12 protein-coding genes are annotated in these 13,767 nt (G+C 65.4%); 8 read left to right on the top strand and 4 right to left on the bottom strand.

Features of this window, described 5'->3' with window-relative positions; all coding sequences use genetic code 11:
- Positions 1–32 precede the first annotated feature (32 nt).
- The 4 genes from O3299_RS09430 to O3299_RS09415 all read left to right on the top strand — a co-directional run bounded on the left by O3299_RS09430 (position 33) and on the right by O3299_RS09415 (position 4,579).
- Positions 33–260, top strand: a complete 228-nt coding sequence (locus O3299_RS09430) for a hypothetical protein (RefSeq protein ID WP_077405728.1) — start codon at positions 33–35, stop codon at positions 258–260.
- Positions 261–473: 213 nt separating this feature from the next.
- Positions 474–995, top strand: a complete 522-nt coding sequence (locus tag O3299_RS09425) for a sigma-70 family RNA polymerase sigma factor (RefSeq protein WP_099667559.1) — start codon at positions 474–476, stop codon at positions 993–995.
- Entirely contained in the window at positions 988–1,989 is a 1,002-nt protein-coding gene (locus O3299_RS09420; RefSeq protein WP_305062148.1) for a FecR domain-containing protein, read from the top strand. Before O3299_RS09425 ends, O3299_RS09420 begins: the two co-directional genes overlap by 8 nt.
- A 100-nt stretch (positions 1,990–2,089) precedes the next feature.
- Entirely contained in the window at positions 2,090–4,579 is a 2,490-nt protein-coding gene (locus O3299_RS09415; protein WP_305062147.1) for a TonB-dependent siderophore receptor, read from the top strand.
- 9 nt (positions 4,580–4,588) lie between these two features.
- Here O3299_RS09415 and O3299_RS09410 read toward each other — a convergent pair whose 3' ends face one another.
- From O3299_RS09410 to O3299_RS09395, 4 genes are all read right to left on the bottom strand, one after another.
- Positions 4,589–4,969: a hypothetical protein gene (locus tag O3299_RS09410; protein ID WP_305062146.1), complete on the bottom strand. Its 381-nt coding sequence runs from the start codon at positions 4,967–4,969 to the stop codon at positions 4,589–4,591.
- Positions 4,970–4,983: 14 nt separating this feature from the next.
- Positions 4,984–6,678: a hypothetical protein gene (locus tag O3299_RS09405; protein ID WP_305062145.1), complete on the bottom strand. Its 1,695-nt coding sequence runs from the start codon at positions 6,676–6,678 to the stop codon at positions 4,984–4,986.
- A gap of 12 nt (positions 6,679–6,690) precedes the next feature.
- The gene (locus O3299_RS09400; protein WP_305062144.1) at positions 6,691–7,377 is read right to left on the bottom strand and encodes a UPF0149 family protein; all 687 of its coding nucleotides are present in this window, start codon (positions 7,375–7,377) and stop codon (positions 6,691–6,693) included.
- Between the two features lie 129 nt (positions 7,378–7,506).
- Entirely contained in the window at positions 7,507–9,012 is a 1,506-nt protein-coding gene (locus O3299_RS09395; protein ID WP_099667564.1) for a peptide MFS transporter, read from the bottom strand.
- A 311-nt stretch (positions 9,013–9,323) separates the two neighbouring features.
- Between O3299_RS09395 and ppnN the strand changes: the two genes are divergently transcribed.
- The 4 genes from ppnN to O3299_RS09375 all read left to right on the top strand — a co-directional run bounded on the left by ppnN (position 9,324) and on the right by O3299_RS09375 (position 13,766).
- Positions 9,324–10,694, top strand: a complete 1,371-nt coding sequence (gene ppnN / locus O3299_RS09390; protein WP_070254173.1) for a nucleotide 5'-monophosphate nucleosidase PpnN — start codon at positions 9,324–9,326, stop codon at positions 10,692–10,694.
- Between the two features lie 204 nt (positions 10,695–10,898).
- On the top strand, positions 10,899–11,966 hold the full coding sequence (locus O3299_RS09385; RefSeq protein ID WP_305062143.1) for a LacI family DNA-binding transcriptional regulator: 1,068 nt from the start codon (positions 10,899–10,901) through the stop codon (positions 11,964–11,966).
- A 209-nt stretch (positions 11,967–12,175) separates the two neighbouring features.
- Positions 12,176–12,982: a transporter substrate-binding domain-containing protein gene (locus O3299_RS09380; RefSeq protein ID WP_289897570.1), complete on the top strand. Its 807-nt coding sequence runs from the start codon at positions 12,176–12,178 to the stop codon at positions 12,980–12,982.
- 91 nt (positions 12,983–13,073) lie between these two features.
- Entirely contained in the window at positions 13,074–13,766 is a 693-nt protein-coding gene (locus O3299_RS09375) for an amino acid ABC transporter permease (RefSeq protein ID WP_099667567.1), read from the top strand.
- Position 13,767: the final 1 nt, after the last annotated feature.

Here is a 13,767-nt window from a genome sequence, read left to right as displayed (position 1 = left end):
TAGACACTTCACCGTTGTCGACGAGGCCCGCCATGAACAGCGTCACGCTTGAATACACAGTCGTCACCAATCCCGACGCGTTCGTCGGCTTCAAGTATTACGTGAAGGCGGGGCAGGCATTCGATGCCGATGATTTCGCCTATTCCTACAAGCTGAAACGCTCCGATCTGGACCCGGACAGCGTGCTGGCCACGCGCGAGGCGGCGGCGAATTTGCAGCCGGGCGAGTGGCTGAGCGTGTCGCATTCGATTGCGGCGTAGCGCAAGTTGCGGGCTTCCTCCCGTCGTACTTTGGCGGCCCGGCAAGCGAGAGATATCGGTGCTGCGGACCGCAAGACCGGAACCGGCTGTTACGTCGGAAGCCAGTGTCAGGGCCGGGTATCGTCGGCACGGATCTTGTCGAGATGCCCACTTCTGCCTATAATTGAGAATAATTCTCATTAAGTTTGTGCTGCCCGCCAGACCCGCCGCTCCATGTCCGCCGACCACGTCTCCCTGCATGATTTCGATGACATCGCCATTCTGTATCGCCAGCACCATGGCTGGCTGCGCGGCTGGCTGCAGCGCAAGGTGGGCAACGCCTTCGACGCGGCCGACCTGGCGCAGGCCACCTTCCTGCGCGTGCTCGCGCCACAGGGCATGCAGGGCGTGCAGGAGCCGCGCGCCTACCTGACGACGATCGCCCGCAACCTGCTGATCAACCATGTGCGCCGGCGCGCCATCGAGCAAGCCTACCTCGACGCCCTTGCCCTGATGCCGGAGCCGGTGGCGCCGCCGCCCGAAGTGCGCCTGATGTTCCTCGAACGGCTGGTGGAGCTGGACCGGCGCCTGGCCGGGCTGCCGGCGCAGGCCCGGCAAGCCTTTTTGCTGGTGCAGCTCGACGGCCTGGGGCAGCAGGAGGTCGCCGCCGAACTGGGCATTTCCCTGTCCACCGTCAAGCGCCATCTGGCCAGGGCGGCCCTGCGCTGCTTTTTCCCGGAGCAGCACGATGGATGAAGAGGCAAGCCTCGCCCTGGACGGAACGGCTGTCGCCGGAAGCGTGGCGCCCGCCGTGGCGCGGCGGGCCGTGCAGTGGTGGCTGGCGCTGCAGGGCGGCGACGCCACTGCCGCACAGCTGCAGGCATGGCAGCGCTGGCGCGCCGAGGAAGCCGAACATGAGCGGGCCTGGCAGCGCATCGAAGCGGTCAGCGGCCAGCTGGCCGGCATTCCGCCGCCGCTGGCCAGCGCCGCCCTGGCCGCGCCCGCAGGCGCCCAGCGGCGCCGCGCGGTGCGCCTGCTCACGGCGCTGGTGGTCGCGGGCGGCAGCGCCGCCATGCTGCGCCAGACACCGGCGTGGCAGTCGTGGAACGCCGATGCCAGCACGGCCACGGGCGAGCGGCGCACGGTGCGCCTGCCGGACGGCGGCACGCTGGTGCTCAATACCGATAGCGCCATCCAGCTGCGCTATGACGCCAGCGAGCGCGCGGTGCAGCTGCTGCGCGGCGAGGTGCTGCTGCAGACGGCGCCCGATGCGCAGCAGCGGCCCTTCCGCGTGCATACGGCCGACGGCACGGCGCGCGCGCTGGGCACGCGATTCATCGTGCGCCAGCACGCGGGCTTCGTGCAGGTGGGCGTGCTGGAGGGGGCCGTCGAGCTGCGGCCTGCGGCAGCCGACGGCCAGCCACGCGTGCTGCGGGCGGGCGAGGAGGCCAGTTTTACGCGCGACGGCGTGGGCGCGGCGCATGCGCTCGATGCCGGCGCCGGCGCCTGGGTCGACGGCATGCTGGTCGCCGCGCACATGCGCCTGGACGATTTCCTGCTGGAGTTGTCGCGCCACCGGCGCGGCCACCTGGGATGCGATCCTGCGCTCGCGCACATGCTGGTGTCGGGCGCCTATCCGCTGGCCGATACCGACAGGGTGCTATTGGCGCTGGTGGAAGCCTTGCCCGTCGAGCTGCATTACCTGACGCGCTACTGGGTCACCGTGCGGCCGCGCGCGGCGAAAAAATAAACTGAAAATACATGGACTGTTTTTGCACGCTGCCTTGTCAAGGGAAGTGAGGGCGCAGGTATTGGCCCGTTCCACCCATCCCATGATACGAAGGCATGCCATGAACAACCGCAGCACATTCCCCCCATCCACGCGCTTGCTGGCCATGACACCGCTGGCCCGCCTGGTGCACGCCCTGTGCCTGGGCGCACTGGCCAGCCTGGCCGGCGCGCCGGCGCAGGCGCAAACGGCCGGACAGCCCGAGTCCTTGCGCCATTACGCCATCCCGGCCGGGCCGCTGGAAGCGACATTGAACCGCCTGGGACGTGAAGCGGGCTTGCTGATCGCCTTTGGCTCGGCCGCGACGGAAGGGCTGCGCAGCGGCGGCGTCACTGGCAGCTACACGGTGGACGACGCGCTGGCGCGGGCGCTGGCCGGCACCGGGCTCGCTGCCGTGCGCACGGCCGGCGGCGGCTATGCGCTGCGTGCCGCCACCACGTCCGCTGCCGGCGCGGCGGCGGATGGCGTGCAGATGATGGCGCCCGTGACCGTCAGCGCGCAGGCGGAAGAGGAAAACCCGTGGGGCAAGGCCAGCGGCTATGTGGCGCGGCGGGCCAGCACGGCCACCAAGACCGATGCTTCCCTGCTGGAAGTGCCGCAATCGGTCTCCGTCATCACGCGCGACCGCATGGATGACCAGGGCGTGCGCACCCTGAACGACGCCATCCAGTACACGGCCGGCTTGCGCAGCAACACGGCAGGCGCCAATCCTGCCGACGACAGCCTGTCGGTGCGGGGCTTCAGCCAGTTTTCGGGCGCGTTCTACCTGGACGGCATGCGCCTGATGCCGATGGGGACGCTGGGCTTTTTCGGCGTGGAGCCGTACGGCGCCGAGCGCGTGGAAGTGCTGAAGGGGCCTTCGTCCGTGTTGTACGGCCAGAATGCGCCGGGCGGCATCGTCAATTTCGTCGCCAAGCGCCCCGCGGCGGACCAGGTGAACCAGGTCGAACTGTCGCTCGGCAGCTATGCGCGCAAGCAGTTGGCCCTCGACGTGGGCGGTAAGCTGGCCGACGACGGCAGCCTGCAATACCGGCTGGTGGGGCTGGCGCGCCAGGCGGACCAACAGATCGACTACATGCAGGACGATCGCTACTATCTGGCGCCCAGCCTGACGTGGGCGCCGAGCGCCCGCACCAGCATCACCTTATTGGGCTTTTTCCAGCAGAATCGCGCCATGCAATCGTCGAACGTGCAGTGGGAAGCCTTGAACGGCAGCAATCCCAACGGCCGCCTGCCGCTGACGCGATTCCTGGGCGAGCCCGGCTTCGACCACGAGGAAACGCGCGTCGCGTCGGCGGGCTACGCGGCGCGCCACACGTTCGACAGCGGGTGGACGCTCCGGCAGAACTTCCGCTTCCTGCACGCGAATAACCATGAACAGTATATGTTTCGTTACGGCAACTTAATCGACCATGCGGTCACCAACCGCGAGATCGATACGCGCGACGGCAAGGGCAGCGTGTACTCGCTCGACACCAGCGTGACGGGTCAGGTGGCGACGGGCGCGCTGCGCCATGAGGTGGTTGCCGGCATCGATTACAGCCGCAGCAGTACTTCGTTCAGCTCGTATATCGCCGACGGTCCGCAGATCGATATCTACCGCCCCGTCTACGGCGGCGCGCTGGACCTGGCGGCGCTGGCGCCCGATGCCCTGCGCCGCGAGCATAACCGGCAGCTGGGTGCGTACCTGCAAGACCGCATGCAGTATCGTCAATGGGTCTTCACCGTGGGCGGGCGCCAGGACTGGACGCGCCAGGAACAGCGCAATCTGCTGGTATCGCCGTCGGCCACGACGGTGCGCAAACCCACGGCATTCACGGGCCGCGCCGGCATCACTTACCTGGCGGCGAACGGCCTGGCGCCTTACGCCAGCTACAGCGAATCGTTCTCGCCCGTCTCCGGCGCCGACCGCCTTGAGCGTCCGTTCGAGCCGGAAACGGCCCGGCAAGTGGAAGTCGGCGTGAAATATGCGCCTGGCGCGCATCTGTCCGTGACGGCCGCCGCATTCGAACTGCGCCGCCAGAACGTGCTGACGACGGACCCGGACGACCCGAATTTCTCCATCCAGCAGGGGGAGGTGCGCTCGCGCGGCATCGAACTGGAAGTGGCGGCGCAGCCGGGCAGCCAGCTGAAACTGCTGGCGTCCCTCACCTACAATCCCCTGAAGGTGACGAGGGCGAATCCGGACATGTGGGGCACGAACGTGCAGGGCAAGTCGCCGTATGAAGTGCCCCGGCAGATGGCTTCCGCGTGGGCCGACTACGCCTTCGTTGGCGGCTTGCGCGGCCTGTCGGCCGGCGCCGGCGTGCGCCACGTGGGCGCCAGCTGGGGCGATGCGGAGAACACCTTCCAGGTGCCGGCGTTCACCCTGGCCGACCTGTCGCTGCGCTATGACTTGGGGCAGGCGCGCAGCGACTGGCGCGGCTTGAGCGTGAGCATGACGGTGAAGAACCTGTTCGACAAATACCATGTCGCCTCGTGTTTCTCGGCGCGGGCCTGCAATTACGGCGAACAGCGCAATGTCGGCGTGCGCGTGGCCTACCTCTGGTAGCGCGCAGCCTTACGCAGGCGCGAACCAGGCGCGCAATTCCGCCTCGGCCCTCTGCGCCGTCTCCTGCGTCAGGGTCAGCACGATGATTTTTTCCCGTGCCGGGCGGTGCCCGTCGTCGCCGGCCAGCTCGATGGCCTGTTCGAAACTCGTGTAGCCGTGGCCGCATTCACGCGGGCATTGCTGCACGATGCGGGCCGCCTTGCCCGCGTGCCGGTCCGCCATGTTGACGATGGGATTGCCGTCATAAAACGGCTGGCCATTGGCGAACGCGGTGCGCAGATACGGCGTGCATTGGCCGTCGAGGAAGGCCAGGCGCGCCTGCCAGTACGCTTGCAGCGCCGCATACGTGGCCTGGTCCTCGAGAAAATCGGCAAACAGGAAGTCGTTCATTTTGCTTTCCTCGGCTAGATGCCGAACACTTTCAATATGGCGTCCGTGAAACCCTCGAACCAGCTGCCCGCCTTGCCCGGCTGCTTGCCGTGGCGCGGGGTTTCTTCGTACAGGTAGACGCCGTTGTCGCCGTCGAAGCGGTCGTTGAGCAAGGCTTGCTGGCCGCGCAGATACGGGACGAAGGTTTCGCTGCGCAGGGTCGAGTACAGCACGTCGGTGGTGAAACCCAGGGTGGCGGACTGGCTGATGGAGCGCCCCTGGCCGGCCCGCTCCAGGCGCACGCCGCGGCAGCCGCGCACGAGCAGGGTGACGGGGCCGCGAAGGACGATGAAGCGCAGCTGCAGGGTGAGCCAGGCATGCAGGCTGCCCAGGCGCCAGTGGCTCGATATCGCCAGCGGCTGATTCGAGTCGCAGACCAGGCCCACGAGTCCCCGTGGCTGGAAGACCAATGCGCTGCCGGCCGGCAGGTGGACGACGGCCACTTCCAGCAGCGGGTCGTCGCTGGCGGATATCGTCACGCACGCTTCCTCGTCGCTGTGCAAGCGGGTCAGCGCCACCATGCCGGCGGCCAGGCTGGTGAACGGGAAGCGCCAGTCCAGCAGCCATTGCGTGCGCTTGTGCGTGCTGACGGGCGACGATTGCAGGTATTCGGGATGGATCAGCATCTGCTGGCGGGGCTGCAGCAGCAAGCCCTGCGAGACGGCGGAGATGCGCGACTCTCCATGCGGCGGCAGTGGCAGTGAACTGCCCGCGACTTGCAGTTCGCGCGCGATCGACAGCGGCGGCAAACGGGAAGCGACGGGCGCCAGCACGAAGTAAAAGAAGGCCTTGATGGCGGCGGGTAGCAGGATGGCCGACAGCACCAGCAGGGCGGCCGTGGGCGCCACGTCCATCACGGGCGCGCGCCAGCGGGCTATCCAGTTGCGCGCCAGTTGTCCTTCACCGGCCGCGATGGCCTTTTGCACGGGCGCCAGGGCGCCGCTCAAGGCTTGCTTGTCGATGGCAAATGGCGCCGGGCGGGCAGCGTTGCCGGTGCGGGCGCGCTGCGCCGCCCAGGCCTGATACGCTTGCAGGTTGATCTCGCGCAAACGCTGACCTTGCGCTTCCAGCTGCGACAGCTGTGCGTAGGCGTCGCTGCCGGGCAGGCGCGCCGCCAGCGGGTGCTGTGCTTCCAGCTGCCGGCGCTGCTGCAGATTATTTTGCAGTGCAGCATATGCGCCCACGTGTTCCGCGTGCAGGCGCGCCAGCGTGTGCCGCGCATCTTCGCCGCTGATCGCCGCCTGCAGGGCGGTCAGATAGCGGGCTTCCTGCGCCAGCACTTCGATCTCCACGCGGCGCGCCGCTTCCTCCTGCGCGTGCCGGGCCAGGGTGTTCGCGTCGGGCAGGGGAATAGTGAATAGCGACGCTTGCTGCCGCGCGCGCAAGGCCGTCAATTGCGCCTGCACTTGCGCCAGGCGCGCGGCGATGGCCGTGTGCGAGGCCGTTTGCAGGGCGTCGACCCGCGCCGTGGCGGCAGCGGCCAGGCCGGCGCCATGGCTGTCGGCGCCGTCGGCGGCCAGCTTGAGCACGGCCACGGCCTCGCTGCCGGCGCTGTAGGCGCGCCATTCGGCCAGCAGCAGGCGTCCGGCCAGCAGGATGACGATGAACAGGACGAACTGCAGCGCGTGGCGCAGCAGGAAGCGCAGGATGGCCGTCAGCAGCTGGCGCAAGGAGGAATCGCCTTAGGTGGCCGCGCTATCGGCGTCGGCGCAGCATTTTTTGTATTTCTTGCCGCTGCCGCAGTGGCACGGGTCGTTGCGGCCCGTCTTCGGCACTTCGCGCAACACGGTGGCGCCGGGCTGGCTTTGGGCCTGGCTTTTCAGGTGGCGCTGGCGCGCCCAGGCCGCGTTGATGGCGATCACGGACGGAATCACGCCATCCATGGCCGTTTCGGCCGCATCGTCATCGAGCTCGCCGGCCGTGGCCAGGTACTGGAACGGCGCCAGGTACTCAGGGTGGCTGACGGCCAGGGCCGCCCACTGGGGCTTGTCCAGGCTCGTGCCAAGGACAAAACCGGCGCACCAGGCGGGCACGCTCCATTCGGGGCCGCAGACGTAGATGGGCTCGAAGCTGTCCGGGTCCTTCGCCAGCCATTCGACCATGTAGGCGTGGTGGCGTTGCGCCAGGCTGGCCGCCCGTTCGCTGGCCTCGTCCTGTGCCGGCAAGGCGTTGCCGGCCGCCTTGTCCCAGACCCAGGGCAGCCATTGTTCCGGCGCGATCTGTTTCGGGCTCAGGGCGACGGCCGTGAGAAAACCTTCCAGCATCGACACATCCATGGCACGGCCGGCCAGGGCGGGCGCGGCCAGCAGGGTGTCGAGTTCGGCGTATTCGTCGTCGGAGAGGGGCGTGGTGGTGGAGATGCTGGACATGGAATTTTTCAGTAATGTGGGTGGATGGCCGCTGGCCCTGGCGGTATTGTACCGTCCGGCACGGGGGAAACGGCTGCCGAATGAAAAACGGCGGCCCGCAGGCCGCCGTTTTGATCTACAACAAGACGCTTACTTCACGCCGTGCATCAGTTTGTTGATCAGCGGTGCGATCAGGAACAGGATCACGCCGGCGCCCAGCAGGGACCAGAAGCCGAAGGTGTAGCCGGACAGGGCCGACTGCACCGACATGCCGCTTTCGCCGCTGACGTGGCTGGCGAAGATGCCGGACAGATTGTTGCCGATACCGGTCGACAGGAACCAGCCGCCCATGCCCAGGCCGACCAGGCGTACTGGCGCCAGCTTGGTGACCATCGACAGGCCGATAGGCGACAGGCACAGCTCGCCGATCGATTGCAGCATGTACACGGTCGCCAGGGTCCAGAACGGGATCTTGTTGTCGGCGCCAACCAGGCTCGACAGTGCGAAGATCAGCAGGCCGAAGGCCAGCGCATTGCCCAGCAAGCCCAGGCCGAATTTGCGCGGGATCGATGGATTGACGTTGTGGCGCGCCAGGAAGACCCAGACGGCGGCGATGATCGGCGCAAAGACGATGATGGCGACCGAATTGACGGTCTGGAAGTAGGCGGTCGGGAAGATGGCGAAGCCCAGGTCGCGGTTGACGATCTTGTCGGCCAGGAAGGTAAACGAGCTGCCTGCCTGTTCGAAGAACATCCAGAACAGGATGTTGAAGACGAAGATCAGCAGCATGGCGATGACGCGGTCGCGCGCCACTTTACCGTTGCGTATGCCTTCGATCATCAGCATCACGGCCAGGCCGACGAACAGCACGGTCAGGACGATTTGCAGCTTTTCAGCGCCGACGGTCAACAGGAAGTACATCAGCGGGATCACGCACAGGGAGCCGACGGCCACCCAGACGACGCGCATCGGGCTGCCGGCACCGGCTTCCGGTGCGCCGATGCCCTTCAGGGCGCGGCGGCCGATGGCGAACCATACCAGGCTGATCAGCATGCCGAAACCGGACGCCATGAAGACCATCTTGTACGCAGGCATGTCGCTGGTGCCGAAGATCGACCCGGCCAGCCATTGCGTAAAGACAGGGGCGACCATGGCGCCCATGTTGATACCCATGTAGAAGATCGTGAAACCGCTGTCGCGGCGCGGATCGGCCGTCGTGTACAGCTTGCCGACCATGGTCGAGATGTTCGGCTTGAACATGCCGTTACCGACGATCATGGTGGCCAGGCCCAGGTTGAAGATGTCTTGGTTCGGTACCGAGATGCAGAACAGGCCGGCAGCCATGAAGACGGCGCCCAGCAGGATGGAGCGCTGGTAACCGATGACCCGGTCGGCGATGTAACCGCCGAACAGGGCGCCGGCGTACACCAGCGCGAGGAAGGAACCGTAGGTAAGGTTGGCCGCTGCCTGTCCCGAACCGTCGCCGCCGTGGAACTGGGCCACGATGTACAGTACCAGCGCCCAGCGAACTCCGTAGAACGCGAAGCGTTCCCAGAATTCAGTCATGAACAACATCCACAATGGGCTTGGATGGCCCATAATCTGCTTGAACTCGGGAATAACGGCTTCCTTGTTGGGCGTAGTCGCACCGCTCATGCGGTTCCTCCTGAAAAATTATTATAGTCAATCGATACAACGAACTTATGGAAGCCTGCGGGCGGCGGGGACTCTCATGAAGAACCTCACGCACGGGAATTCCAATAGGCTGGCATTCTAATCTACAAATTGCGCTGAGCGAAGATTTCGATTCGCATTAGCAAGAATGACTGTTTCATATTGGTCAAACCGGTTTGCAGGCAAGGGCGGCCCCGGCGATTTTGCGGCGGCACAGCACAACTTGCCTGACTTGTCGTATATTGAGGCTGCAAGACCTTCGAGCATCGATTTTTAAAGGGATTTTTCGCATTATGGAACACGACGTTATCGATACTCTGGTTTCACCGGAAGGCCGCCTGGACGTGCTCTCCAAGACTGAAGTCAACAAACTGCTCGACACCAGCCAGGGCGGCCTGTACAACACTTTCCGCCGCTGCGCGCTGGCGGTCCTGAATTGCGGCAGCACCATCGACGATGGCCGCGCCCTGCTGGAGCGCTACCAGTCGTTTGAAATCTCCATCATCCAGCGCGAGCGCGGCATCAAGCTCGACATCAAGGGCGCGCCGGCCATCGCCTTTGTCGACGGCAAGATGATCAAGGGCATCCACGAGCACCTGTTTGCCGTGCTGCGCGACATCATCTTCGTCAGCGATGAAGTGACGGGCAACCCGAAATTCGACTTGCAGAGCACGGAAGGCGTGACGGACGCCGTCTTCCACATCCTGCGCAACGCCAACGTGCTGCAAACCCAGCTCAACCCGAACCTGGTCGTGTGCTGGGGCGGCCACTCGATCAACCGCGCCGAATACAATTATTCGAAGGAAGTGGGCTACCAGCTGGGCTTGCGCGGCCTCGACATCTGCACCGGTTGCGGCCCCGGCGCCATGAAGGGCCCCATGAAGGGCGCCACCATCGGCCACGCCAAGCAGCGCCTGCACAATGGACGGTATCTCGGCATCACCGAGCCGGGCATCATCGCGGCCGAGTCGCCGAACCCCATCGTCAATGACCTCGTCATCATGCCGGACATCGAAAAACGCCTGGAAGCGTTCGTGCGCGCGGGCCACGGCATCGTCGTGTTCCCGGGCGGCGCCGGCACGGCCGAAGAGATTCTGTACATCCTCGGCATTTTGTTGCACCCAGACAATGCCGAGATTCCGTTCCCGCTGATCTTCACGGGACCGGAAACGTCGCGCGAGTATTTCGTGCAGATCAACCAGTTCATCAGCGATACCCTGGGCCCGGAAGCGCAGCAGCGCTACAAGATCATCATCGACGACCCGGAACTGGTGGCGCGCGAAATGCTCGAGGGCATCCGCCAGGTGCGCGAATTCCGCAAAGCGCACAGCGACGCATATTACTTCAATTGGCTGCTGAAGATCGACCACGAATTCCAGAAGCCGTTCCAGCCCACGCATGAAAACATGCGCAACCTGAGCCTGCACAAGAACCAGCCCACGCACTTGCTGGCGGCCCAGCTGCGCCGCGCGTTTTCGGGCGTGGTGGCGGGCAACGTCAAGGACGACGGCATCCGCTCGATCGAAAAGCACGGCAACTTCGAAATCCACGGCGACAAATCCATCGCCGGCCCCATGGATGCGCTGCTGGCCTCGTTTGTTGCGCAGCACCGCATGAAATTGGCGGGCACGGCGTACGTGCCTTGCTATACCGTGGTCCAGTAACTCGTTTTTCAAGCAGCGTCGCCCGCCCCCTGCGTGTGCAAGGGGAGGGCGGCGCCTTTTCATCCGCGTTCCCAGCCATGCCCCCATCGTGTTCCTTCGCCGCCACAGGCAATCAAATCGCTTGCGTCATCGATTCGTGGGTGCTATCTTTGGAACCGGTTCCAAAATAAAAATATGCATATCAACAGGTAGTGGAGAGCAACCTTGGATTCAGTACGCGGCAATAAAAAGACAGTCTCCGGCGAGCCGGCACGGCCCGTGACCATCGCGCAGGTGGCGCGCGAGGCGGGCGTGTCGAAGACGAGCGTGTCGCGCTTTCTCGGCGGCGAACTGGACGCCCTGTCCGAAAACATCCGCCAGCAGATCACCAGCACCATCGCGCGCCTCGGCTACCAGCCGAACCAGATGGCGCGCGGCCTCAAGCGCGGCCGCACGCGCCTGATCGGCATGGTCGTGGCCGACATGCTGAACCCCTACACGGTGGCCGTGCTGCAAGGCGTGGAAGCGGCTTGCCAGCAACATGGCTATACCTTGATCTTGTGTAATACAGGCAATGACGAACAGCGCGAACGCCAGTCGCTTGCCGCGCTGCGCTCGTACAGCGTGGAAGGGCTGATCGTCAACACGCAGGGGCGCAACATCGAGTCGTCCGACTTGCAGCAGGCGGGCATGCCCATCGTGCTGGTCGACCGCCGCATCGAGGGTAGCGATTTCGACCTGGTGGGCCTGGACAATGTGCAGGCGGGCCGGCTGGCCACCGCGCATCTGATCGAACAGGGTTTCGACGCCATCGCCTTCGTCGCGCCGCCCTTGACGGGCGTCAGTTCGCGCCTGATGCGCGCCGAGGGTTTCCAGGCCGTGATGGCCGAGCATCCCGGTTGCGTGGGCGAAGTGCTGGCGGTGGACCTGGACGACCGGCCCTCCATCGACGCGCAGGTGCGTCTATGCCTGGCGCAGTGGCGCGGCCGCCGCGTGGCGCTGCTGGCGTCGAACGGCATGGTGGCGCTGGAACTGGCGCTGATGCTGCAGCGCCTGGCCTTGCGCATGCCGCAGGACGTGGGCTTGCTGGGCTTTGACGAATTGCCGTGGTCGCCGCTGGCGGGCCTGAGCACGATCGAGCAGCAGACGTACGAGATCGGCTTTTCGGCGATGACGTGCATGCTGTCTCGCCTGCAGGGCGATCAGTGCCCGCCGCGCGAGGTGCTGTTGCCAGGCAAGTTGATTGTGCGCAATTCCACCCGGAGCGGGGAAGTGCGCAAGGACGGCGATTGACGGAAGAGGGCGTACGCCCTTTTTTTTTGGAAAGGTAATGGAACCGGTTTCATGAATTGTATTCACACTGGAAAGGGGCGTGGATAGTCAGGCAGGGCAATGGCAGGAGGTTGGTACGACACGGCAAGAGACGATCTGAATCGTCCATTTGACAATATTCCCGGAAGCGCCTCGACGAGGCCGGTACCGGGATCACAGGAGACGGAAACATGAAGATGACCACACTGTTCTATTCGAAAATACTGGCTTGCGCACTGGCAGCCACGTGCGCCCTCGGCGCGGCGGCCGACGCCGGCGCCCAGACGCTTGGCGACCTGATCAAGAAAGGCAAGCTGACCATCGGCGTGGTCAGCGGCACGCCGCCGTTTGGCAGCATCGACGCCAAGGGCGCGCCCGTCGGCTATGACGTCGACGTCGCCAACCTGATCGGCAAATACCTGAACCTGCCCGTGGAAGTGGTGCCCCTGACGGCGCCGTCGCGCGTGCCGTCGCTGGAATCGGGCAAGGTCGACTTCCTCGTGGCAACTTTGGCACCCACGCCGGAACGGGCCAAGACCCTGATGTTCACCATGCCCTACAGCGCGTTCGAACTGGCCATCGTCGCGCCGGTCGGCGGCAAGCTCAAGGCCCTGGCCGACTTGAAGGGCAAGAAGGTGGGCGTGACGCGCGGCACCACGAATGACACGGCGCTGAGCCGCATGGCGCCGGCCGGCACCAGCATCGTGCGTTTCGAGGATGACGCCACCGTCACCCAGGCCTTGCTCAGCAAGCAGGTCGACGCCGTCTCGATCCCCAGCACGATGGCGCTCGACATCATCAAGACGCGCGGCGCGGGCAAGATCGAGGTCCGCTTCGCCTACTCACTGCAGCCCAATTCGATGGCCGTGCGCCGCGGCGACTTCGAGCTGCACCAGTGGCTCAACAACTTCATCTACTACGTCAAGCTGAATGGCGAACTCGACGCCATCGCGCGCAAGTGGAGCGGCGCGCCGCTGCCGGCGCTGCCGACCTTCTGATACCGCGACCCGCACAGGGAGAGTGTTCGTCCGCACGGCGCGCCGCCACGGTGGCGCGGCCGGGGATGCGCACGTAGACAAGGAGTTGAGTATGCCGTATGAATTTCATTTCGAACTCGTCATGCAATCGCTGGACCGCCTGCTGTGGGGCGCGGCGCTGACGATACGCCTGAGCGCCCTGTCCATGGTGCTGGGGCTGGCGGTGGGCGTGTGCGCCGCCGTCATCCTGAAGAACGGTCCCGCCTATGCCCGCGCGGCGGTGCGCGCCTATGTAGAGGTGATTCGCAGCACGCCGTTCCTGGTGCAGCTGTTCATCATCTACTTCGGCTTGCCGTCGCTGGGCCTGCAGCTCGACGCCAACGGCGCCGCCCTGGTCGCCATGACGGTCAACCTGGGCGCCTACGCGGCGGAAATCGTGCGCGCCGGCATCGGCGCCGTGCATCCGTCGCAGCTGGAAGCGGCGCAGGCGCTGGGCATGACGCGCTGGCAGGTGATGCGCCACGTGGTGCTGCTGCCGGCGCTGGAAAAAGTGTATCCGGCGCTGGCCAGCCAGTTCACGCTGATGATGCTCGCCTCGAGCGTCGTGTCGGCCATTTCCGCCGAAGAGCTGACCGCCGCCGCCCACCTGCTCGACGCGGAAACCTTCCGCAGCTTCGAGATCTACATCGTCGTGATGGTGCTGTACATCCTGCTGGCCCTGCTGTTCCGCTTCGGCTTCTGGGTGCTGGGCCAGATCGTCTTCAAACGCCGCCGCCGTCTGGGCGCGGTGCGCATGGGAGCATGAC

This window comes from Janthinobacterium sp. SUN176, assembly GCF_030587335.1.
Lineage (GTDB): Bacteria > Pseudomonadota > Gammaproteobacteria > Burkholderiales > Burkholderiaceae_D > Janthinobacterium > Janthinobacterium kumbetense.
The sequence above is the reverse complement of the archived record's forward strand: the minus strand, read 5'-3'. Positions and strand labels throughout refer to the sequence as shown.